This window comes from Jeotgalibacillus proteolyticus (assembly GCF_002926065.1).
In the GTDB taxonomy this organism is placed as follows: Bacteria; Bacillota; Bacilli; order Bacillales; family Jeotgalibacillaceae; genus Jeotgalibacillus; species Jeotgalibacillus proteolyticus.
Map to the genome: position 1 here is coordinate 84,092 of NZ_PREZ01000004.1, position 20,528 is coordinate 104,619.

A 20,528-nucleotide genomic window follows, 5' to 3' on the forward strand; every position below is an offset into this window, starting at 1 on the left:
GAACTCACCTACCCCGTTTTACGTCTTTTTGGTTTTAATTCTGTATAAATGGCGTAACGGACTGCATCGAGCACGTCATCCCAGAGCTTTACTGGCTCTCCGGTCTTCTCATTCCATACATACAGGTTGATTTCTTCATTGAATCGCTTAACACGATCCTTCACCACTTTTAATTTCTGCAGCTTAAACAGCCTGGCAACTTCTTCGATGCCAGACACAACAGCTTTATCAGCATTCCTCGCTTTAATGCGCTCTCGCCTGAATCTGACTACGTGTTCAGGCCTTGCGGTATCACAATAGAAGTTAATATTGCCATAACGTTCTTTCACACCATTAGCAATCTCAACCCAATAGTCAATCTCCTCATGCTGTTTGGCATGCTCTTCAAGTAAATAGATGTATTCTTTATCATCGATTCCTAGCACCACAATTGAGCCATGGTGTTCATAACCCCAGTCAACACCAGCAAAGTATTTTACGAAATTTTTCTTTTCGGCTTCTTCAGACGAAATGTAATGAATGTGCTGATTGAAGTCCTTGTATATAACCCCTTCAGCAGCAACCCATTGCCCGTGTATGTCTCGATCTGTAAACATACCTGACGGCGTACTTGCTACAATTGATTCGACATACTCTGGATCTAATTGATCATTGTCAAACAGCGAAAAGTGAAATGCTTTTATGTTGAGCTTTCCATTTTTTAATCGCTGGCCGTCTTTATCAATGTAATCCGTTTTAACGGTATGAGCTGGATTCTCAGGGTTTGTATCAAGGAATGTAGCTGCACCTGGATAGGAACAACGTGAAATGACTTCTTTCACAAACATGTTGTGAAGTGCAGTACCCTCATTGAGCAGTGCCCCGGCTGATGTAAAACCACGCGCTTTCTTCCAAGCATCTGCAGTAGACCCATCAAAGCAATATACTTTATTGCCGAATATACGGATGGCGTTTGTTTTATCTAGCTTTAGTTCTTTACCGAGTATCGCTTCCATATCGTCCAGCACGTTACGCCTGATTGATGCCTGCGTTGCGCCGCCGATAATGAATGAGAGCCCTTGATTTTCATACTTGGCAATATGCATTAAAAAAAGCAAGATGAACACGAACGTCTTACCAGCACGTTTCGCTCCACTTGCTACAAGGATTTTAGGTGATTCTTCTATATAACAGTTCCAGACTTCCTGCTGCTTTTGGGTCAGGTTACTCATCCTTTACACCTGCCATCCTACGCAGCATTTTTGCCACTTCGCTCTCTTGACTGCCTTCTCCATCTGAATCCAACTTAGAGATCACTGCGCGGTTCTTATCAATAGATGTTTGCATCTGCTCAAGCTTCAATCTGCGCTCATCATGTTCATAAGCTAATTCATTAAACTGCTTTATCAGACCACGCAACTCACTCATGGCTCTGGATTGAGCATTAAGGAAAGAAGCGTGGCGATCCCAAGCGAACTGAAACTCCCACTCTTCCTCTTTAGTGTCAGCAAAGTCTGTACTAGTGGTTTTTGTTTTCTTCAGTTCCTTGATCAGTTCATCCTTCCCTGTAACGAACATGATCTTCTGAGCCCGGATAATAGCAGCGTATTGAATCTGTATCTGATCCCATATAAGATCAGCTGCAGAAAACTCATTCATAGCCTCCATGATCTCCAATGTTTCCTCTGGCAGGAACTTCGAGAAGAAGCCGTGAGTCCTTGCTGTACTGTTCCGTTTTGTGAACTGGTTACTCGGGTTAGGGTTACCACTTCTTTTCTTTCGTTCCGGTTTCTTTTTCCGCATTGTAGTACTACGATCATTCGTTTGCAGTACCGCATTCCACTTATCACGACTTTTCCATGCGCTGATTGTCTTTTCCGGGACGTTTAACATTTCAGCTAAAGCACGATTTGTAATGTCACCATTTTTCTCTTTCCATATCTCAAAAGCTTTATCTCTATTAGGATCTCTTGCTCTTGGCATCTACTTCACGTCCTCATCCCCTATCTATTTTTTAGGCTCACCACCACCTATAACGAAATCCTTGAAAGCCTCTAACATTGAGCAACTCTTCTTCTCTTAAATCATCCATCACAATCTGACATTTACCTGACCATGTCCTGCCAGTGGTTTCACACTGCATTGAGGAGTCGGTTTTAATGTCTATCACTCTCATGGATGATTCAACTTGTTGATTCTTTACAAAATAAATTCGATCACCTGCAGCAAGTCTTTTAGGTACTTTGGAAAGTGTCCAGAATTGCAGTAATCCTTCTTCTTTCATATGGACCGATTCAAGTTCATCATTGTGATACTCGCTTTTAGGAATGGTTACAACGATATCCAACGCCTCACCCCTTCCACGCTAATCGCTTTTTCAGACATAAAAAAAGCACCCATTAAGGTGCGACAACAATTCAACAAAACCTATTCTGCTTTAGCTTTTCTAGCTTCAATCAACTTATGACGTTTAGGATAAATTTGTCTAACAAATTCATCAGGAGTTTGGAATTGGATGTCTACAATTTGGGCTAATGCGGTAGGATCTTTACAATATTCTTTAATACTATGGAGTGAGTAATCATCAGATATAACGTGAGTAACATTAGCTGCAATAGCGCACTCGATAAACATAGCATCATATGGGTCTTTACAATTTTTAAATTTAAGTTCTGGAGAGACCTTTTCAGAAGCATGTACAAATTTCAAGGCTGCTCTAATGGCTTGTTTTGCTTCTTTTCCCTCACGTTCACAGACGATTAATAGAGATACACCTAATTCTTTCGCCATTTCTTCAGTCGTTACCAACTGCAAGGACTTATCATGAATTCGATTTATTAAATAACAAGCATGTGAATCATCGTCGTTAAGTAATCCGTTAATAAGTGTTGAAGTATCAATAATTACCCTCATGTTATTGATCTCATTTCTCTTGCCAATTTAACAGCTTCCTTAATACTTTGAGGTGAAGTTGCTCTAGGATTGTCAATTCTTAATTGAGCACCAATTTCTCTTAATTCTAAAATTGATTCAGACAACTGGTCTTTTTTAACTTCATTTACATTCTTTTCATAGTCTGCAACTGCTCCCACATTAGCATCTCCTTTTTTCATACAATCACCCTCCTCAAGAGTAGACTATATGCTGATTAGAAAAATTGTATCACAAAACAACATTTTATCTACACTTTTTAGAGAAGTATTCCACAAAAAAAGGAACTTTAATCATACCAATGGGTTATAAAAATCGAAATTGTACAAGGCACGAAGTGACTTATTACGATTGCGCTCATAAGCTAAAGCGCAACCTAACAGCCGTCCGACCTACCCACATTTTACGAAGTTTTTTTCCATGATTGCAACTCCTGCAAGAAGTGGCATTTTTGGCACACCTCGTTAAGCATTTTGTTTTTCATCTCACCTATAGTGTTTCGATTCACACCCAAGTGCATGGCTATTGATCGGTAGCTCATACCTTCCATCATGCAATCCAAAATAACAGCGTATCGATCATCAAAGGTTTTCTCTACAAAATTAGCAATTGATTCAACTGCATTAACATGTTCATCGAACTTTTGAAACCTATTGTACAAGCGTAAATCCCTGGCATCCATAGCATCCATTTCAGCAGCGCTGCGGATGGACTGGCCTTTAGGCATTGCTGCTTCTAATCCGTACTGAGCGACACCCCAACTTTTATAAGACTCAGAGGAACCCCAAATTAGAGATGTGAGGCGGTCAGCTTCTTTTCTCATCCAGTGGTATTCGTATATGAACGTCTCAACTTGTTTTGTCTCCACAATAATTCCCCCTTCACCGTTGTATATAAGAGCCGCCGCGCTTTCTGCTATATGTAGGTCTATCTACGCCCATTAAATCTCGTAGATCACGGTCAGAAAGCTTCGGCTGTTTTGGTTTATTTATGGTTTTTGTTTTCTTCTTTTTCACCTTTGGAGGATTGAGCTCTCTATATTGGCGTTTCAATTCTTTTAATTTTTCGTTTGCAGTAACATCCATAAGATCATCTCCTTTTTTTGCAAATAAAAAGAGGACACAAACTAAGAGCTTTATTTGCTCTCAATTTGTGTCCTCCAGTTGGCTGGGGGGACTATTAAACTTTATATTTAAGATCTATGAGACTTTTCCTAATTTTTGAATATGATTCATCCATACCACTTTTAATTTTTTTTATACTCGTAATAAATTGCTTTTTTGGCTCTTCATTTTCGAACCCTTGTGATGCTCTATCCAATAATAATGTACAAATATTATTAAAAAACCGGTAATTAGCAATTATTGAATTAGCATGGAGGAATATTTCTTTTTCAGTTACAAACCTTTTTATATCAATTGTGTTAAACCTATGTTCCAGTCTAATTATTTCTTCACTGTAAGCTTTTACTATTCCAAAGTCGTTTTGATTTAAACCTTCGATTATTTCCTTGAGATAACTACTTAGGTCAGATAGACATGATTCTAAAATTTTGAACTCTTTGTAATTATCTATTCTCTCTTTATTTTTTTCTTTATCTCTAATATTTTTTAAATTCATTACATACACTCCAACAGCTACAATTCCAGAAAGTATTGAACCAACTAAGGCTCCTAAAAAGTTGGAGTCACTAAATAAACCGCCAATGAAATTCATACCTAAAAATCTTCTCCTTCCTCAAATTGTACCCCGTTAACCTAAAATTTATGTGTAATATTTTTTGTCTTCTGTGTCCTTCATTTGCTGGGAGGAGGTTTATTATGATTCAAAATAACATTGATTAATTACTTCATTTTCGAACTCAATTAAATTATGAATACAAAGCATTATTGCTCCTATTAAATCACTCTTCTCTATGTTCCTCCCCATGGAGATTGGGAGAAACTCCAAGTAACAATCTGTAATCGTAACTATCCTGTAGACTTTCAAATGCAGGGTGCTCATACCTGTAGATCCTCAAACTTTGTCTAATAAAAGTTCTTTCCTTTGATTTTAGTGTTTTTACAACTATATCTATTCTAGAGAATTCCCCAGATACCCTCATTATTTTCACTAAATAACTATCATGTGAGGCTAAATAATCAAAATTTAGTACAGATTTAATTTCTTTATACTCGATATATGAATGACTTACAGCAGTACCCTCAGAATCAAAAGTTGGTATTGTTTTATAAAATACAACAGAGTACTTCATTTTAATCTTTGTAGCAGGCAGGTCACTATTATTGAATAATTCAACTGAAAGCATTTTTGGATCATGAGGAAGATTAGGAAAACCAACCATATCCTTTGTTTCTAAATATATTTCCCCTATATCTGCATTATGAAAGTTATCATTTGAAGGTTCTAAGGTTGGCTTTGCTGACAATTTTGGATTCATATCTTTTTTATATAAGGTGTAGACCATATAAGAAACAATTAACGTTAGAAGTGGGGCTACAAAAGACAATAGCTCCCATGAAAGTATATCTAAAATTAAAAATCCTCTCCTTCCTCAAACCTTACTCTTTTAACTTTCCCTTGATGAGTAATAATCCGCGCCTCTCCGTGCTCGTGCAACTTAATTAATTTTGCTTTTCCCCCATCAATTATCACAGCACATTTATCTAGTTCCATTATATCAATATTAAGGTAGCCTTTGCCATCAATCTTTAATTCTTCCATTCTCACACAAGATCCCCCCATGCTATAATAAAAGTGTCGAGTTTTTAAGAGAGCCGGGGAGTGATCCTTGGTTCTTTTTCGTTTAATTTAGGTATTTCCAACGATAGTCTTTAGCTTCTTCCCATAATCGTCCTTCAGGTACAAAGTTAAAGCCCCAAACCGAGAAAAATGTATCGTTATCCATCCGGAAATAAGAAACGGCCAAATCCCATTTGAAATGTCCTTTATGTTTGCCGTATTTTCGGCGATTCATATAGTTTGTTGCTATCCTCATGCGCTCTTTTTCAGCTTCACTAGGGCCGGTTGCCATATTAAAAAGATAGAAAGAGTTGTTATGCAATTTCACCACTCCTATGGATTATTTGGTTATCACGCTTTATATTCGAACGGTTTAACTAAAATGGTGCCAATCTTTCTAATTCTGGCGTTAAATTTTTTATACAATCTTTCATAGTATGGCTGACATATTCTCCGTTTTTGTAGTTTGTGTAACGTGCAATTACTTCTTCAGGTGAGTAAGTGTATCGTCTTAATTGGATGAATTTTTTCACCTTCTCATATGGCATTATTTCATTTTCAAATGAGCGTACTTGTTCTCTTTTTTCAAATTGCGTGATGCAAGCCGATTCAACCAATTCAATATCTTCATGTTCATCTAAAGCGATAACAGCATGATGAGGAACAACCTTATATTCTTTACCGCATTCAGTACATTTGGGATCATCAAATTCATACATCCCGTTGACCGTTGGTGGGTTCTTATAATCAAAATCAGCATTCTCAAAAACAATAAAACCTTTACAATCAATCACATTACATTTGTGTGCTTCTACTGACATTCTTCTCTCCTCCTATATGGTTCAACAGCGCGGTTACTGCGCCACATTTCGATACTTATTCTCGTGAACTGCAGCACACATATTCGGTAAATTTGCTCTTACTAAAGCTTCTGCGAAGGGTGGTGGTACTGAGTTACCGCACCTGGCTACCTGAGCTGACTTTGGGTAACGCTTCCCTTTATAATCCTTATCGATAATGTACTGCTGCGGAAAACCTTGAGCTTTAAATAATTCATGTGGTTGAAGCATCCTCATACCGATATCTGTTATTTGATATTCTTCTCCTTTTACAGTGACAAGCCCGAATTTATTTCCACCGGATGTTATCGTGTGCAAAGGTTCATTCAATCCATGCCCAATATTGGTGCCGTAATATTTCATCATGAAGGCTGTAACTAACCCAAAACGATCCTTAGTAGGTATAGTGTGAATGGGCTCCTGTACATCCTGACCAATACCTTGACCGTAATATTTAGTGAGAAATGCAGTTACTAACCCGAACCGATTCGCTGTAGGTATTGTTGCTAATGGATCGGCCGGTGATGATGCTCTTGTTTCAGCCCCCTGGTGGGTATAGTAATGTTGAATGAGGTGAGCATGATCATTTACGATATAAGGTTCATTAGCTTCGATTACAAACTTCTTTATCCCTCTGCCGATTCTCAGCAAAGTGTTTTCCTTTAATGGAGTAGATCGAGTGAAAATACTTGGTGCTGGGAGCGACCAATCAATTACTTCTGCTGCTGTTCTGTATGGCTTCTTTAATCCAAGCTGAACGTTTACTTCTCCAGGATCACCATGAGTAGCTTCAGGCCATGTAATAGGCTGCCCATCACATCTAGCAATCATAAAGAATCGTTGTCTAGTTGTAGGAGCTCCGTAATCACATGCTTTTAGAGTTCTGAAATCCACTTTATAACCATGCCTTTCAAAAGCTCTTACAAATGATCGAAATGTTTTGCCCTTCTGCCCCGGATCCGGCCGTCCATCTTTTAGAGGACCCCAATCTTGAAACTCTTCTACATTTTCCAAGATGATAACCCGGGGTCGAACAGTAGCAGCCCATCTGACCCCGATCCACGCAAGGCCTCTTATTGTCTTTTCTACCGGCTTACCACCTTTTGCTTTAGAAAAGTGTTTGCAGTCAGGAGAGAGCCAGCACAGCCCCACTTTCCGGCCGTTTACTACTTCTTTCGGATCTACATCCCAGACACTCTCACAATAGTGTTCAGTTTCCGGATGGTTCGCCTTATGCATTGCGATAGCTGCAGGATCGTGATTGATAGCAATATCAACCGACAACCCTGTAGCAAGCTCTATACCAGTAGAAGCTCCACCACCTCCGGCAAAGTTATCTACTATAATTTCTCTAAATAGATCCAACTGCTTTTTATTCTTCAATTCCTCACCTCTTAAACTCGTAACGCCCAGGGTCCCCGATCAGGACCCGGCGCTTTTGTGTATACCGATTCAATTTCTTAATGGTTTGCTTATTAATCCCTTCCTCAAAAATCTGAATGACCACCAATGGCTCGTAATCAATCGATGCAGCCTTATGCTCTACCACATGCCGACACATCAGCTTCACCCCTTCTTTGCTCTTGCCTTCCTTCCTTTGGCTTTGAGCTTCTTAAATTCTTCAAACTCAATAAACTGGCTAAGCTCTTGCACCCAAATAAGAACCGTGAATTTGTGAGGAAATTTTCGATCAAATAATTTTCTTTTAACTTTAAATGTTTCTGTTATAGTCGCTGTTGTTTTCACATCCACTACCTCAATTGACCCATCATTATGATGAATCTCAAAGTCTGCACTGTAATCAATGCGCCTATGCTTTATGCCGTCTTTCTCAAACGCTTCCTGCAGCAAGTACGGCGGCTGGATCCGGAAGAAGTTAATTTCCTTGTGCTCTTGCAACCAAAGCAGCTGCTTGTAATACTTTGCCTCAGCGATGGAATCAAATTTGTGATCATCCACCTTTACTTTTTTATTGCCGTATTTACTTCTCATCCTCAAAACTCAACTCCATTTTCAACTGATCTTCATCTGCTTTGTCTTTTAGCTTCTCGAGCTTTCTTGCACATACAGGACCGATCCCTTTTGCAATGCTTTTTTCATCTTTTAATTCGCGGCCACATACTGGACAGTTCATGAAACCTCTCCTTTCCTTGGATAGACCATCAAGCAAGCTACACCGTTCCCGTGAGGTTTAATATCACTTTTCACTATCCAACCTCGCTCCTGGTGCCGTGTGATTAGCTTCTTTACGGTTGCTTCTGATAAACCGAAAACCACTTTCTTTAATTGGCGGTTAGGCATTCCCCAGGTCATGGTTTCACTCCTCACACATTTTATTGAGTTTCTTTTCTCTAACGAATGATTTTCCTCACTTGGTATCGCGGCTTGTTTAGATGTACTTGACTGGCGATCCTCGTATCTTTCGGAATGTGCCAGGTTGCTCTTATGTGTTCGTTTTTGAATCTCTTTTCGTGAAGTTCGGCATAATGTAATACGTCAGCAGCAACCCCTTGCATTCCTCTAAATGCATCCAGGATCGTGTCGATTATATTGCGAAAGACCACTACTACAGACTCAGTAAACTCTTTCATTCTTTCTATGAACCTTTCTATAAGAGCTTTTGCATGGTCGATATGCGTTATTTCTTCTAGCGTATCTGCTCGATAGATTATTCCACTTTGACCAATTACTAGCTTCATTCAATCAACCCCCAAACTAGCAAACTTATAAATATCAACGCCTGAACCGTAAAGGTGATCTTGTAGTGTTTGACCATCAAGTCCCACATTCTGGTGAATCTTTTAACTATGAGATCGTCGATTGACATGTAAACCCAATGCACAACTTTATATACAATCTTCAGTCGTGGTCTGTTGGTCCTCATGTAGTTACCTCTTCCAAAGGAGTACATTTACCGATAACCTTCACGTTCTTACCTAGTATCCCTACGCTATGAATGCTCTTTACAATGAATGGGCTGCCATCAATCATGATTCGCTTACCCTTCTTCACTTCGACTGCATGACCAATCTTATACTGCATCATAAAGGCTATACTCTTAGGCGTTTCCTTCCCTCGCTTGTAATTGTAAGGCATCCTCATAGACCTCCTTTTGTCTCTGAATCTCCTGCTCTAGCAAAGGCTCAGGACGTACAAAGCTTGGCGGCTTGATGATCTTACCACCGTTATTCACATCGAATCTTGGTTTGCCATCTTCCCAAAGCTTGCTCATATTCGCCTCATGCACGATATTGAACAATTCTTCCGGTCTTACTCCCATTTCCACAAGTGTTCCGATTGCCAGGTATAGCAGATCAATGATCCCGTCTACCTGATCGACCAGCTTATCTGACATAGCGAATTCATTTAGTTCCTCTCGCATGAATCCGTATCGTTCTGCAACCCTCTCTGGCAGTAATGCTGTTGGTTGATCTGCAACCGGCTGCTGCATGATTTCTTGGAATTCTTTCACTTTATTGAATGATTGGTTCATCAAGCCCACCACCTTGCACCGAATTTTTCTCTAACTTCGTGCTGTAATTCTCTGTATTGTCGCCTGTACTCCTGCATTGTTTTTTCTGCATGATTAATCCTTCTATTCATAGCATCGATTATTCTAGGATTATCAGCTTTATATATTTTTTGTGATTCCCTTGCCAATGACCTGATCAATGAATTTTTTAATACTTCTTCATCGATTATTAATTCCTGTTTCTTAGCTCTTTTTTTGCAAAAACCATTAATATAAACGCCTATATGTTTAGGTATCTCGCTTTCTACTTTTTCAAAGAGCTCTTGTGGCATGACGTAATAGTTATAATGTCCACAAAACGTATTTTTGGCTTTGCTTCTAAAGTCAGAAACAGAAACCTTAATTTCGTAGCATCGCCAGATACCTTTAGTGTCATAAGTCAGAAAATCGACTCGCTCAGAACCAAACCAACCGATTGTCACTTCGAAGCAGCCAAAAACACCTTGCTTATTTGTTGCAGAAAATATGTTTCTTTCTAGTTCTAAGGTCAAATCGGTTTTAGCCATCCCTCAACCCTCAACCCCTTTAATTTTGTTTAACCAAGCCGTATCATCCATCCGAAAAGCAATGACTTTGCATATTGCCTGAAATTCTTCTTCCTGTTCTTTACTGCTAATAGGTTTGCGGTGGATATAATGATCTTCTTTAACCGGCACTAAATCGTGAGGCTTAGTGTAAGAGTGGTAGTATTCCTTTTTACGAGAATCATAGAAATGAACGACATACCCTTTAATGTTTTTACCTTGAGTAACTGTTCCCATGACTATTCCGAAGTGTCGATTTTCATTGTTCTGTACACTCATGCCAACATGAAAGTTCATCGATACCACCTCTTTTTATTTTGATAATGCGGTTATTGCCAGTAGATTCCGCAGCTCGTAGTAGTCCATGTCCTGGACCCTTTTGCCCTGCTTATTCTCCGTGACTCCTGCAGCGAGTAAGTCCTGTCTGAATGAACTGGCCATAAATTCATTTGAACGAGTAACTGCTTGTCTTAGTAACATTTGAATCCCCCCTTAACTAACTTGTTTTTTCTTACATGCATCCAGCTGCTTATGAAATTCATCCATCCCTAAATCTGCATAATTGATTCCTAAACGCTTGCAAGCCTGATCAATTCTTTTGCGGCGAAGCTTTTTCTTAATGGCAGCTTCCTTCAGGTTGCGCTCCTGGCACTTTAAATTTGAACAAGGGATGATTTCAGCACCGAAACCATGATCCTTGTATGTAGCTCCTTCTCCGTTGCAAATCTCACACATAATTAATCCTCCAGACGGTGGTTAAGCTCTTTACGATCTCCTTGGATCAGGACGGTAAAGTCTTTACACATTTGATAAATTCGAGTACCCAGCGCTTCATCTACATCTGCCAATTCATCAACCGTTAATTCAGATGAAACAAGGATCGGTTTGTGATTTAAATACCGATAGTTCAGAACAGCGTACATTTGCTCTATCTGCCATTCTGTGGCTCTTGGGACCTTAATCCTTACACCATTTACAACCTTGCTAACTGGCTTGAACAGATCATCAATGAAGAGCACTTCCACTTCTTTCATTCGCTTGAGCTTTTTTTCTATCGCTGTGAAGTCGTCCTTTAGATCGTTGAACCCTTCAACATATGGAAAGTAGAGCACCGGAAGCTTTTTCTTTTGCATGAGATTGTTAGAAACGGCCATAAGCAAGTGAGTCTTTCCGGATCCCGGCTGCCCCAGGAGAGCAATGCTGTTTTGTCTGTTGCCCCTAATATGATCAAACTCGGTGTAATACTCATGAGCAGCTTCTTTTGCTTCATGAATGATTGGGTTTTTACCCTCCGTCCGGAAATTCCCGAAGCCAAGCTTCTTAAATTCTTCCGTAATTTCACTAGCTTTTAAGATTCGTTCTAAGCGACTGTTTTCTATGCATGTGCAACGTTTTGAATAGGTTGTTCTCCACTCCCACGCTTTATCAGGGCTGCACACGTCACCGGCTAAAAAGTCCTCTTCCAGAACCATTTCTTTTGGTACTTCAATGAAGCTGCCATTCTGTGCTTTACGCTCTTCCCATTCCGTATCTTTATGAACTCGGTAGATTACAACAGCCTTGTCCCGGCAAATGCTGCATTTAACTTTGTTTTCTTCGTAACCTTCCGACCTTACCGCCTGTGATCGAGTCTTGCTGCGGAGCTCCGTTAGCACTTCCTGCATGGTTTTTGCCACTTCTTCCACCTCCTGCTTGAATGGATCTTATTTTCTGTTCATTTTGATAAGATTCAACGATGTAACCAGCGCAATATTCTAAATTACTTATTACATCCCAGTTGTGTTTTGGCTTGTATGCCTTGAATTTTTCTTCAAGGTAATGAATCGCCTTATCAATCGGCACATACTGGAGAATGCCCTGGGCGGCATCTACGTCTTTTGCGGAATAGTTGAGCCCTTTACCCCTCAATTCAAGAAAACGATTAAGCAGTGCCTGCAGGTTCTTCTCTGCATCCTCATTTTGAGCCGATGGTTGTTGTTCTTCCGGCTGCTGCACCGGTGCAGCTTCTTTTGGTTTTTTATAGTGATCAAAGTTTTGATAGGTTGAGTAGTTCACAACTGTGAAAATCGTTCCAAGCGGTGTTTCTTCAACCTTCAGCCTGTCTTCCTTAACCAGGGCATCCAGTTTTCTATGAAGAGTCGATAATGAAATCTTTTTAACGCTTCTGTTTTCTTTATAAGATAAGTCTTCAATTAAATTTCGATAGGATCGAAGGTACTGGCCCCTTTTCAGATCAACGCCAGCCACCCTCTTTCCTTCTTCTGCAAAAACTGCTTTACCAACAAGGAAGAGGAAAATCCGTAACTTGATCGGGTCTTCCCATATATCGTTGTCAAAAATCTCCCTGCTGATCATAAAAGCCCCGCCAGTCACTGGATCGCCTCCTGTTAGTTAGTTGGTCTTATGTTCGAACTATTCAACAACCTCTAGCCACTTTGCCCAATAATCCCAATCAAAGCCCTCTTCTTTTGGTGTGCCTAATTCGTGTCTATCATGGTCAATTACAGCTACAACCTTTTTGATTACTTTGTAATCCTCAAAATCATCTTCACTTTCTGCAATTTCCACATATGATTCGCTTTCTCTTACTCCTTCACACATATAGTCATCTTTCCAATTTTCATAAATTCTTTCAGCTTCTTCTAGTGAGTCAAGTTTAAAAGAGCAATCATTTTCGCTATGCACTCTGTATTTTTTCAATTTCTTCAACCCTTCCATATGGTTCTTAACCGTGGTAATGATCCAAAGCGATTTCTTTGAGCTGATCGACATTAAACTCATGCTCATTCACATCAAGATCATCGTTATAGACTTCGTTTATTACTGTAGATTGAAGTTTTGAATGTAGATCAAGAAACATTTGTTTATAGGTCTCGGTCTCATTGGTATCAACTTTTTGTAAATACTGAGCTGAGAATGCTCCGGAAAAGCCTTCTAACCAGACCACGTTTGACCCCGTCCAAGTGACTTCCTGTTCATCTGTTCTGCAAGTCCAGATCTTACCTAAATTATTCGGATCTTTAGCTTCAATACAAGTGTGCATTACAACCTTGTCGCCTTTTTTCAGCATGTTATTTCTCCTCTACTTCGCTATTTTGACAATCTTGCCAGTGACCTTCTGAACCTCTCTTTTAAAGAACTCTTCGTCCGAATTGTTATCACTTAAATGAAGTAGCCATATCTCCTGGACCTTGCTAAGATCGTTAGCCTTAAAGAAGTCCAATGCGTGCTCCAAACTAAAATGCGATTGCATTAGGCGCTTTCTCATGATGCTAGGCACCCGGCCGGCTGCTATATTTTCTTTCAGGATGTTCATGCTGTAATTCGTTTCGATCATGATGTGAGTTAGGTTCTGGAACTTGTACCTGATGTAATAGGTATCAGTCGCAAACAGTAGCTTTTCCCCTGCTTGATTCTGCAGCAGGAATCCGAATGGCTCTGATACATCGTGCTGCACATCAAAAGGCATTACTGTCCATGTACCAATCTTGAAAGGCTTTTTGTTCTCAACCTTGTTGACCCGGTGATGATCAATGCCGATTGCTTCTGCAGTGCCAGGAGACATATATACATCAATCCCTGCTCTCAGCACATCTTTCAGTCCTGACCGATGATCTCCATGCTCATGGCTTATAAGGCAGCCTGCTAAGTCAGAAGTCTTGAAATCTAGTTTTCTTTGGATATCGCGGAACTTTATGCCAGCTTCCAAGAGTAAAGAAGTACGCCCATCTGAAATGCGATAGGCGTTACCTTTACTGCTCGAGCCTAATACCTTTATATCGATCACCAGCCCGGGCCACCTGATGAAACAGGCTCTCTTTCCGGTTCTTTTTGCGGTTCCGGTGCTTGTTCTTCATCAGGGATCTCTTCATACTCAAGATCCAGCATTTCTTTGTTCGCATTATCTGAAAGCTCTTCCTCAAGCTGGGCTTCTTCCAGGCGTTCATCAGTTCCTTTAAAATGTTCCATCAGAAGGCTGCTATCGTCACTAGAGTTTAAAAACTTCTTGCAAGCTCGATTGATTACCGTCCGTTTAGCCATTTCCTGAGGAAATTTATTGTGAGTCGACTTCTCGCCTTGAGGGTTCATTTTCGATTGACCCCATGATTTCTCAATTTCTTCTTTGGTCATAACCTCGATGTAAGTTGACCCATCCTCCTGGACGATCGTGCAATAAGCTCCTAAAATTTCTTTATTTTGATTCCCAAATTTCTGTTTGTGAGTTAAATCAGTTACGCGGCTATTGTGAATCTCGTATTCCACATCATCGCCCTCATAAATTACAGCTGCATCAATTGATCTTGCGCCCGTAACTCGTTTTGTTACCGCCATAGTGCCGAAATAAGAACGCTGGAAAGAGAGTGACTTCCCATAAACAATGAAGTATCCTTGCTTTTTTGCTGGATTCAAACCTTGAACCACCATATCCAGTAGACTGTTTGCAATGCTGTCTTTCGTGCAATATTCCAAAGCCGGTTTATAACCACTTTCTTTACTCGTTTTGATCTCCTGCAGCATTAACCAGGCTGATTTCATTGCGTTCTCCGGGGAATAACCGGCCGGGAAGTGGAGCTCCCCTTTTTCTTGAAACTCCTTTACTTTGTTTGCTACTACATCCACTGTGTCTTTCTTCACCATTGCTAATTGATTTTGGTTTGACATATTAAATTACCTCATTCCTATTATTTTTTATTGGTGTTGTTAATGCTTTTTCTATAGACCAGCCATCATGCAGTCTTGTTCTTAGTGCCGAATAGCTGATATTCATTTCTTCTGCCCAATCAGGTATTGTTTTTGTTTTTCCGTTAAATGTGAATTGTGGGTTACTGCGTCTATTTCTCGCTTGCTCCTTACGAGTAGCCCATCGGCAGTTTGTAGGTTCGTAGTTTCCGTCATTATCAATTCGCTCGATTGTCAGTTCTTGGTTATATCCCTTCTCTTTAGCCCATTTATAAAACACTGCATAATCTGACCATTCTTCACAAATTTTTATTCCACGACCTCCATAATGTGCGTAATCTATATCAGATTCATTTAAACACCGACTTCTCATATGGATCCAAATAACATAGATTCTTCTGTCCTTGTCGTATCTACCTGATAGACCATGTTTAGTGTTTCGTTTTATATTCAATTCGCTTTTCAGGCACCCGCAACTTTTAGAAGTGCCTGTATGCAGATTTGAGTAATGAACTATAGTGACATTCCCACAATCACAAATACATTCCCATTTAGCTTGATGATACTTATTGACCTCAACCAAACGCCTTACAATCAATCTACCGAATCTCATTCCAGTTCTATCGATGCGTTGTGGCATTTTAGGACCCCCTTTACTTTTATCCGATAAATTCAACCTCTTTTTCTCTAACAATTCTTAATTCTTTATCAACGCTGCTAACTATTAGAGAGATAAGTTGAGATTTTGACTCTGCTAACTTCACTACCGACTCACGGTTGTCGACAAATATCGGAGCTGAGAAACCATAGTGTTTCGAAAGGGTATTAATTATATCGATTCCGACATTGATCTTAGCTGCGTTATTCAACCCCGATCCATATGGCACGCCATTAAGTGTAGTAAGGCAAGTCTCTCTCAGCCCTCCGTTAATCTGCTCCTCGAACAGTTTGAACCTCGCAAATTCGAAGCAGCTGTTAATATTGCTTTCAAGCAAATTAACTTTCGTGCGGATAAATTCTTCTGTAAGGAATAGTTCTTCCTCAAGCTCCTCGTATTTCTTAGAAAGCTCTCGTTCTTCGGCTTTCAGTTCTTCAACTCGATTATTATCTTGCTGAGATCGCTTCAATTCAGCCATGGAACTTGAAACATCAGCAGATTGTTTTCTAAGCTTTGAAATCTCCTCACGGACAGCTGATGCCTGCTCAATGGCTTTTGATTTTGATTCCTGAATAGCAGCTTTAATCGATTCAATTTCTTTCTGCTTGTCCTGATAAGCCGGTACGTCCTCAACTTTGATCAATCCTGCTTTAATATCATTCAGTTCTTTTCCATACTTCTCAACGTGAGATAATTCAATGTCCAAGTCACGCTCAAGCTGCTCTTTTGATTGCTTGATCTGCTCAATTTCAGAAACTAAGATCTCCATTTCCTTCTTCATTTCTTTTCCTTGAGCAGTTATATCTTCAAGTTTGGTTGCTTTTTCAAGATTGAAGTTTTCTTTTGCCTTATCCCGTGCAGCTTGCACCTCTTCTTCTGGCAGTGCCTGGCCGCATGTAGGGCATTGGCATTGTTCTTTATGTTCAAAGGTTAAAGCTTCAACTTCGTGCCATCTGCCCCTTAGATCAGTTAACTCCTTATCCATTCGCTCTACTTGGTTTTGTTTCTGAGTAATATCCCGTTCCTTAGATTGAATGCTGTACTGGATGGAATCTCTTGAACGCTGAGCTTCGAAATATACTTTTTGTACTTGGACCGTTTGATCACTCGTATATTTGTCATGCTGATTACGTATCTTCTGTAGCTCGCCTTCTGCTACCATCAAATCTTTTTCTTTGGAAGCAGCATCCGATCCACTCATAATGCTGTTGATCTTCTCCTGCTTTAGATCAATTTCATGTGTAATAAAATTCAGTTCATCGATCAGATCAGCTTCGTTGTCTTCCTGATTGTCGTTCATACCCCTATTCAGCTCATCGATCCTAACCGGGATCTTCTCAAGGTCTTCATTGATCTTCTTTTTGGAAGAAGCAATTACTTTTCTGTGATCCTCGATAGAACGCGTATCTAATATTCTTGATAGCTTCTGCAGTGCTTGATTGCTATTGATAACCTCTGCATCCGTAATGTCACCGGCAATGTCCAGGAGCGTCTGTCTACGCTTCTCCCAGTGCAGCTGCTCATTGAAGTAAGATGGATTAGTTAGAAGCTTGAACGCTTCTTCATTAGCGATTGTTTCAATAAATTTGTTGTACTCGCCTTTCTTAACTGGCACCCCATCAATTCCGTATTCCGTTTGATGGCCGGAAAATTCTTTAGCAGCTTTACCTCTCGTTTTGACCCATTTCTCAGAATAGGTTTTCTTCAGAGTGGTAACTTTCCCATCGATTTCAAGAACTGCTTCCACTTCGTGATCCAGACCTGATAAATGCTTTCCTTCACCGGTTAAGGTTTTTATTTCAAAATCCTTTTTGTTATTGCTATCCTTGTCAAACAGCAGCCAGAGAACTGAATCGAACAAGGTTGTCTTTCCAGTGGCATTATCACCAAAGATTTTTACGTCACCACCATTAAAATCAACTGAGAAGTTCTTGATCCCTTTGAAATTAAGCAGATTAAGTTTAAGAATTTTCATTTTTTTCATTACGCGCGTCCCCCTTGATATACTTTCAATTCCTGCAGCGTGTTCATACGATTGATTTCATAAATTTCATGCAGTTGATCAAATGCTGGTGATCCTGCAAGTGTTGCTTTATGTTTTTCAAGCCATTGGTGCAATTCAATAATTACCTCTGCATCCTGAGCCAGTGGTTCAGCGATATAAGTGTCCATCTTGGTCCCTCCTCTTGATATTTTGAGGAAGATCACTTACAATTAAGTTATCGATTTTCATAAGCGAACAACCCCGACTCGTAGTTACAGCTACGGGTCTTTTATTTTGCTTTCCGATGGTTAGTTGCAAGATCATCATGAGTGCATCTCCTCTGCACCGAACTTTTCAAACTGCCCTTTGGAGATGTAGCCATGAGAGTATAAGTACCTGTAATGAGCCTTCCACATTTCCACGTAATCAGCCGACTCGGACTCTTTACACATAACAGCTACCATGTGGTTCAAAGCTGTAATTGCTTCGATCATTTCCTTGATCGTGTCCTTGAATGAACCTACTTCGTAATGACTGATGTAATTAAAAGGTTTAGAGAAACAAAAGCTTTTCAGCTTATCTAAAGCCTCTTCCATTTCCTCAATCGTCTTCTCTTTTACACTGGATCGGTGTAGATCCACATGCGGCCCATCTAAAACGACCGGGCCCACTCCCGTAAACGCCTGGGACATTTCCATCACCATGAATGGATCTCGGATAACCGTTACCACTTTCTGCCCCACATCATTTGGCATCTTGACCGAACCTTGCTCATATTCAGCAAATCCAGTTCGTGACATGGGGATTTCCAAGCTCAAAGTTTGTTGAGTGTAATTAGGTTCTCTGTACTTTTTGACAACCTCCCCAACACGTTTATTACGTACGTCTTTGCCCATTTCTTTCACTCCTTTTTCCGTCTTAGTTTTGTCTCAATATGGAGTAAACTTAAATTACTCGATTGAGATAAGATGTATTTTTTTGCACCCAGTTGGTATTTTGATCAATCCATTCAAATAGCTGCTTGGTAGGCACTTTCGGATGGCCGGCTTCACGGAAGACTGGAAAGTCCTTTCGGTTGAGAAGCTCAGAAGCTTTTGTATCTCCAATGTCCAGTAGCTGCATGAACTGCTTGCGAGTAAGCAGCGCTGGTAATGAATCCTTTAAAGCGTGGCGCTTAATGGCTTTATCCACAGCGTTGTTGATAACTTCCTGCAACTGATCAAGATCAATTTCAACTTTTAGCAATGGTTTCACCCCCTTTAAATAATTTTTTGATTGCCAAGAAATTTGTTTATAAAGTAAATCTGGCCCTTACCAGTTACTTTCGTTGTTTTGGTTTGCTTCATTTCACCACTGGTACTAGATCGAACACCCTTTTTAATTTCAAAGAGGCCCAAGTCTAAAGATTTTTGCGTAGGAAGGTTGTACATCCCTCCGACTTTCTTGCAGAGATAACCTTTTTCTCGCATCCATTCGTACAAGCGTTTTTCGCCTGTATTAACTCCTTTTTGTCTTAAGAGGTTAGCGAGCTCTTTTATCAAAATGGTGTCGGGTGATACTTCAAGTGATTCTGCAAAAACAACTTTCGGCCGGTCCTGGACGATCTGCCTTTGAGCTGTTTCTTTTGCAGTGCGTTCTTCTTTCAAGGTGGTTAAAATCTTGATCATGTTATCGGGATCAGCGAGCATCCTGTCCAATGTTTCCGGCGTGGCATATGCTCCATGTTTTCTGATGGAAGGTAGCACTTCCGATTTAATCCAGCGTTTGAATATTTTCGCTTCGTATTTCCTGCTAGCAAAGATCAATTCATAAAGTCCTTGCTCATTTACTAAATTTGTTAGTCCCTGACGCCCTATGTTCAACATAGACCGTTCATCTTGATCTAATCGGCCAAGGGCTTGAGTGACATTTTTGATATCCAAGACTTTGCAAACATCAGCTGCAACAAACCAAGGTTCATTGTTTTGATCGATGATTCTAAGCTCAGTACCGTTAAAGACTTTCGTGATGCTATTCATACTGTTCTCCCCTTTCTGTGATCCAGAGGGCCCGTGGCTGACTTTCAACAAAATCGATATAACCTTTTTCTTTCAAATTTTGAAAATGCAGATGTACAGTCGATGTTGACTTCAGGTTCACAAGATCACCAATTTCTCTAATGGTTGGTGGATACTTGTTAGCTTGGATGAATGACCGGATAGCTTTTAAAACTTTTGCCTGGCTCTTGCTGAGCGATCTTTCTTTAATCATTAGCTTCACGATCTTTCCTGACGTCTTGACAAGCGCACTCCCAAAGGATTCCAAAGCCCACACTCAAAGGCAGAATGAATAATAAGTGCCAAAATTCCATTACTGAAACATCCTTTCTAACATGCATTCCCTTCAAGCAACTTAGGGTTGCTTGTTACTTCAAAAAAAATGGTCCATTCAATCTCTAATGCATCAGCGATTTTCTTTGCAACCGGGACTGAGGGTTTTCGTTCACCCTTTTCAACCATGCTGTAGAACTGACGAGATACATCTGAAAGGTCTGCAACTTCTTGCTGTGAAAGATTTAGTCGCTCCCTTTGTTTGATCAAGAGAACCTGTAGTTGTTTTTTAGTCACTGTATTCACCTCTCTTGTGCAACTTTAGGTTGCTTTCTAACTCTTATTATACG

The 20,528-nt window shown here is 40.0% G+C and carries 37 protein-coding genes; all 37 read right to left on the reverse strand.

The annotated features are described in order from the left end of the window. Positions 1-8: 8 nt before the first annotated feature. Positions 9-1,211 (reverse strand): PBSX family phage terminase large subunit, encoded by a 1,203-nt coding sequence (locus tag C4B60_RS10660; RefSeq protein ID WP_104057999.1) that lies wholly within the window; start codon positions 1,209-1,211, stop codon positions 9-11. Next, complete coding sequence (gene terS, locus C4B60_RS10665) at positions 1,204-1,962, reverse strand: phage terminase small subunit (RefSeq protein WP_104058000.1); 759 nt, start codon at positions 1,960-1,962, stop codon at positions 1,204-1,206. Before terS ends, C4B60_RS10660 begins: the two co-directional genes overlap by 8 nt. 37 nt (positions 1,963-1,999) lie before the next feature. Continuing rightward, the gene (locus tag C4B60_RS10670; protein ID WP_104058001.1) at positions 2,000-2,326 is read right to left on the reverse strand and encodes a hypothetical protein; all 327 of its coding nucleotides are present in this window, start codon (positions 2,324-2,326) and stop codon (positions 2,000-2,002) included. 80 nt (positions 2,327-2,406) lie between these two features. Beyond that, the gene (locus C4B60_RS10675) at positions 2,407-2,892 is read right to left on the reverse strand and encodes a putative toxin-antitoxin system toxin component, PIN family (RefSeq protein WP_104058002.1); all 486 of its coding nucleotides are present in this window, start codon (positions 2,890-2,892) and stop codon (positions 2,407-2,409) included. Continuing rightward, on the reverse strand, positions 2,889-3,092 hold the full coding sequence (locus C4B60_RS10680) for a hypothetical protein (protein ID WP_104058003.1): 204 nt from the start codon (positions 3,090-3,092) through the stop codon (positions 2,889-2,891). The genes C4B60_RS10675 and C4B60_RS10680 overlap by 4 nt, the downstream gene beginning before the upstream one ends. A 221-nt stretch (positions 3,093-3,313) precedes the next feature. Then, positions 3,314-3,778 carry a sigma-70 family RNA polymerase sigma factor gene (locus C4B60_RS10685; RefSeq protein WP_245153940.1) on the reverse strand — a complete coding sequence of 155 codons (465 nt, stop codon included), beginning with the start codon at positions 3,776-3,778 and terminating at the stop codon, positions 3,314-3,316. A 13-nt stretch (positions 3,779-3,791) separates the two neighbouring features. Continuing rightward, positions 3,792-3,995: a hypothetical protein gene (locus C4B60_RS10690; RefSeq protein ID WP_104058004.1), complete on the reverse strand. Its 204-nt coding sequence runs from the start codon at positions 3,993-3,995 to the stop codon at positions 3,792-3,794. 94 nt (positions 3,996-4,089) lie between these two features. After that, complete coding sequence (locus C4B60_RS10695; RefSeq protein WP_104058005.1) at positions 4,090-4,626, reverse strand: hypothetical protein; 537 nt, start codon at positions 4,624-4,626, stop codon at positions 4,090-4,092. 187 nt (positions 4,627-4,813) lie between these two features. Next, positions 4,814-5,338, reverse strand: a complete 525-nt coding sequence (locus tag C4B60_RS10700) for a hypothetical protein (protein ID WP_135122109.1) — start codon at positions 5,336-5,338, stop codon at positions 4,814-4,816. Between the two features lie 107 nt (positions 5,339-5,445). Then, a complete protein-coding gene (locus C4B60_RS10705) occupies positions 5,446-5,634 on the reverse strand; it encodes an XtrA/YqaO family protein (RefSeq protein ID WP_342365040.1) in 189 nt (62 codons plus the stop codon). Positions 5,635-5,716: 82 nt separating this feature from the next. Beyond that, entirely contained in the window at positions 5,717-5,974 is a 258-nt protein-coding gene (locus C4B60_RS10710) for a hypothetical protein (RefSeq protein WP_104058008.1), read from the reverse strand. A gap of 55 nt (positions 5,975-6,029) precedes the next feature. Continuing rightward, positions 6,030-6,473, reverse strand: coding sequence for a hypothetical protein (locus tag C4B60_RS21675; protein ID WP_245153941.1), 444 nt, complete (start codon positions 6,471-6,473; stop codon positions 6,030-6,032). Positions 6,474-6,506: 33 nt separating this feature from the next. Beyond that, complete coding sequence (locus C4B60_RS10720; RefSeq protein WP_245153942.1) at positions 6,507-7,874, reverse strand: DNA cytosine methyltransferase; 1,368 nt, start codon at positions 7,872-7,874, stop codon at positions 6,507-6,509. 4 nt (positions 7,875-7,878) lie between these two features. Continuing rightward, complete coding sequence (locus tag C4B60_RS21445) at positions 7,879-8,052, reverse strand: hypothetical protein (RefSeq protein ID WP_167578632.1); 174 nt, start codon at positions 8,050-8,052, stop codon at positions 7,879-7,881. 5 nt (positions 8,053-8,057) lie between these two features. Continuing rightward, positions 8,058-8,483, reverse strand: coding sequence for a DUF1064 domain-containing protein (locus tag C4B60_RS10725; RefSeq protein WP_104058009.1), 426 nt, complete (start codon positions 8,481-8,483; stop codon positions 8,058-8,060). Further along, positions 8,473-8,625 carry a DUF6011 domain-containing protein gene (locus tag C4B60_RS21450; RefSeq protein ID WP_167578633.1) on the reverse strand — a complete coding sequence of 51 codons (153 nt, stop codon included), beginning with the start codon at positions 8,623-8,625 and terminating at the stop codon, positions 8,473-8,475. Before C4B60_RS21450 ends, C4B60_RS10725 begins: the two co-directional genes overlap by 11 nt. Positions 8,626-8,842: 217 nt before the next feature. Continuing rightward, on the reverse strand, positions 8,843-9,190 hold the full coding sequence (locus C4B60_RS10735; protein ID WP_104058011.1) for a hypothetical protein: 348 nt from the start codon (positions 9,188-9,190) through the stop codon (positions 8,843-8,845). Between the two features lie 181 nt (positions 9,191-9,371). Then, positions 9,372-9,587: a hypothetical protein gene (locus tag C4B60_RS10745; protein WP_104058013.1), complete on the reverse strand. Its 216-nt coding sequence runs from the start codon at positions 9,585-9,587 to the stop codon at positions 9,372-9,374. Beyond that, entirely contained in the window at positions 9,550-9,984 is a 435-nt protein-coding gene (locus C4B60_RS10750) for a pyrophosphohydrolase domain-containing protein (protein ID WP_209020081.1), read from the reverse strand. Before C4B60_RS10750 ends, C4B60_RS10745 begins: the two co-directional genes overlap by 38 nt. After that, on the reverse strand, positions 9,984-10,529 hold the full coding sequence (locus C4B60_RS10755; protein ID WP_104058015.1) for a hypothetical protein: 546 nt from the start codon (positions 10,527-10,529) through the stop codon (positions 9,984-9,986). The genes C4B60_RS10750 and C4B60_RS10755 overlap by 1 nt, the downstream gene beginning before the upstream one ends. Before the next feature lie 3 nt (positions 10,530-10,532). Further along, entirely contained in the window at positions 10,533-10,844 is a 312-nt protein-coding gene (locus C4B60_RS10760; RefSeq protein ID WP_104058016.1) for a hypothetical protein, read from the reverse strand. Positions 10,845-10,859: 15 nt separating this feature from the next. After that, positions 10,860-11,027 carry a hypothetical protein gene (locus tag C4B60_RS21455; protein WP_167578634.1) on the reverse strand — a complete coding sequence of 56 codons (168 nt, stop codon included), beginning with the start codon at positions 11,025-11,027 and terminating at the stop codon, positions 10,860-10,862. Between the two features lie 12 nt (positions 11,028-11,039). Further along, positions 11,040-11,282, reverse strand: a complete 243-nt coding sequence (locus C4B60_RS10765) for a hypothetical protein (protein WP_104058017.1) — start codon at positions 11,280-11,282, stop codon at positions 11,040-11,042. Positions 11,283-11,284: 2 nt separating this feature from the next. Continuing rightward, positions 11,285-12,211 carry a DnaA ATPase domain-containing protein gene (locus tag C4B60_RS10770; RefSeq protein WP_104058452.1) on the reverse strand — a complete coding sequence of 309 codons (927 nt, stop codon included), beginning with the start codon at positions 12,209-12,211 and terminating at the stop codon, positions 11,285-11,287. Further along, positions 12,129-12,920: a hypothetical protein gene (locus C4B60_RS10775; RefSeq protein WP_104058018.1), complete on the reverse strand. Its 792-nt coding sequence runs from the start codon at positions 12,918-12,920 to the stop codon at positions 12,129-12,131. Before C4B60_RS10775 ends, C4B60_RS10770 begins: the two co-directional genes overlap by 83 nt. A gap of 39 nt (positions 12,921-12,959) precedes the next feature. Further along, positions 12,960-13,328: a hypothetical protein gene (locus tag C4B60_RS10780; protein WP_245153944.1), complete on the reverse strand. Its 369-nt coding sequence runs from the start codon at positions 13,326-13,328 to the stop codon at positions 12,960-12,962. Next, positions 13,273-13,617, reverse strand: a complete 345-nt coding sequence (locus C4B60_RS21680; protein WP_245153946.1) for a hypothetical protein — start codon at positions 13,615-13,617, stop codon at positions 13,273-13,275. Before C4B60_RS21680 ends, C4B60_RS10780 begins: the two co-directional genes overlap by 56 nt. A gap of 12 nt (positions 13,618-13,629) precedes the next feature. Continuing rightward, positions 13,630-14,334 (reverse strand): MBL fold metallo-hydrolase, encoded by a 705-nt coding sequence (locus C4B60_RS10790; protein WP_104058020.1) that lies wholly within the window; start codon positions 14,332-14,334, stop codon positions 13,630-13,632. Then, positions 14,331-15,209, reverse strand: a complete 879-nt coding sequence (locus C4B60_RS10795; protein ID WP_104058021.1) for a recombinase RecT — start codon at positions 15,207-15,209, stop codon at positions 14,331-14,333. Before C4B60_RS10795 ends, C4B60_RS10790 begins: the two co-directional genes overlap by 4 nt. Position 15,210: 1 nt before the next feature. Further along, entirely contained in the window at positions 15,211-15,867 is a 657-nt protein-coding gene (locus C4B60_RS10800) for a hypothetical protein (RefSeq protein WP_104058022.1), read from the reverse strand. A 19-nt stretch (positions 15,868-15,886) separates the two neighbouring features. After that, complete coding sequence (locus C4B60_RS10805; RefSeq protein ID WP_104058023.1) at positions 15,887-17,869, reverse strand: AAA family ATPase; 1,983 nt, start codon at positions 17,867-17,869, stop codon at positions 15,887-15,889. Then, complete coding sequence (locus C4B60_RS10810) at positions 17,869-18,057, reverse strand: hypothetical protein (RefSeq protein WP_104058024.1); 189 nt, start codon at positions 18,055-18,057, stop codon at positions 17,869-17,871. The genes C4B60_RS10805 and C4B60_RS10810 overlap by 1 nt, the downstream gene beginning before the upstream one ends. Positions 18,058-18,192: 135 nt before the next feature. Further along, positions 18,193-18,765 carry an XRE family transcriptional regulator gene (locus C4B60_RS10815; protein WP_104058025.1) on the reverse strand — a complete coding sequence of 191 codons (573 nt, stop codon included), beginning with the start codon at positions 18,763-18,765 and terminating at the stop codon, positions 18,193-18,195. Positions 18,766-18,814: 49 nt separating this feature from the next. Beyond that, positions 18,815-19,114: a helix-turn-helix domain-containing protein gene (locus C4B60_RS10820; RefSeq protein ID WP_104058026.1), complete on the reverse strand. Its 300-nt coding sequence runs from the start codon at positions 19,112-19,114 to the stop codon at positions 18,815-18,817. Positions 19,115-19,128: 14 nt separating this feature from the next. Next, complete coding sequence (locus C4B60_RS10825; protein WP_104058027.1) at positions 19,129-19,887, reverse strand: phage antirepressor; 759 nt, start codon at positions 19,885-19,887, stop codon at positions 19,129-19,131. Then, the gene (locus C4B60_RS10830) at positions 19,880-20,119 is read right to left on the reverse strand and encodes a LexA family protein (protein ID WP_104058028.1); all 240 of its coding nucleotides are present in this window, start codon (positions 20,117-20,119) and stop codon (positions 19,880-19,882) included. The genes C4B60_RS10825 and C4B60_RS10830 overlap by 8 nt, the downstream gene beginning before the upstream one ends. Positions 20,120-20,235: 116 nt before the next feature. Continuing rightward, on the reverse strand, positions 20,236-20,475 hold the full coding sequence (locus C4B60_RS10835) for a helix-turn-helix transcriptional regulator (RefSeq protein ID WP_104058029.1): 240 nt from the start codon (positions 20,473-20,475) through the stop codon (positions 20,236-20,238). Between the last annotated feature and the right edge of the window lie 53 nt (positions 20,476-20,528).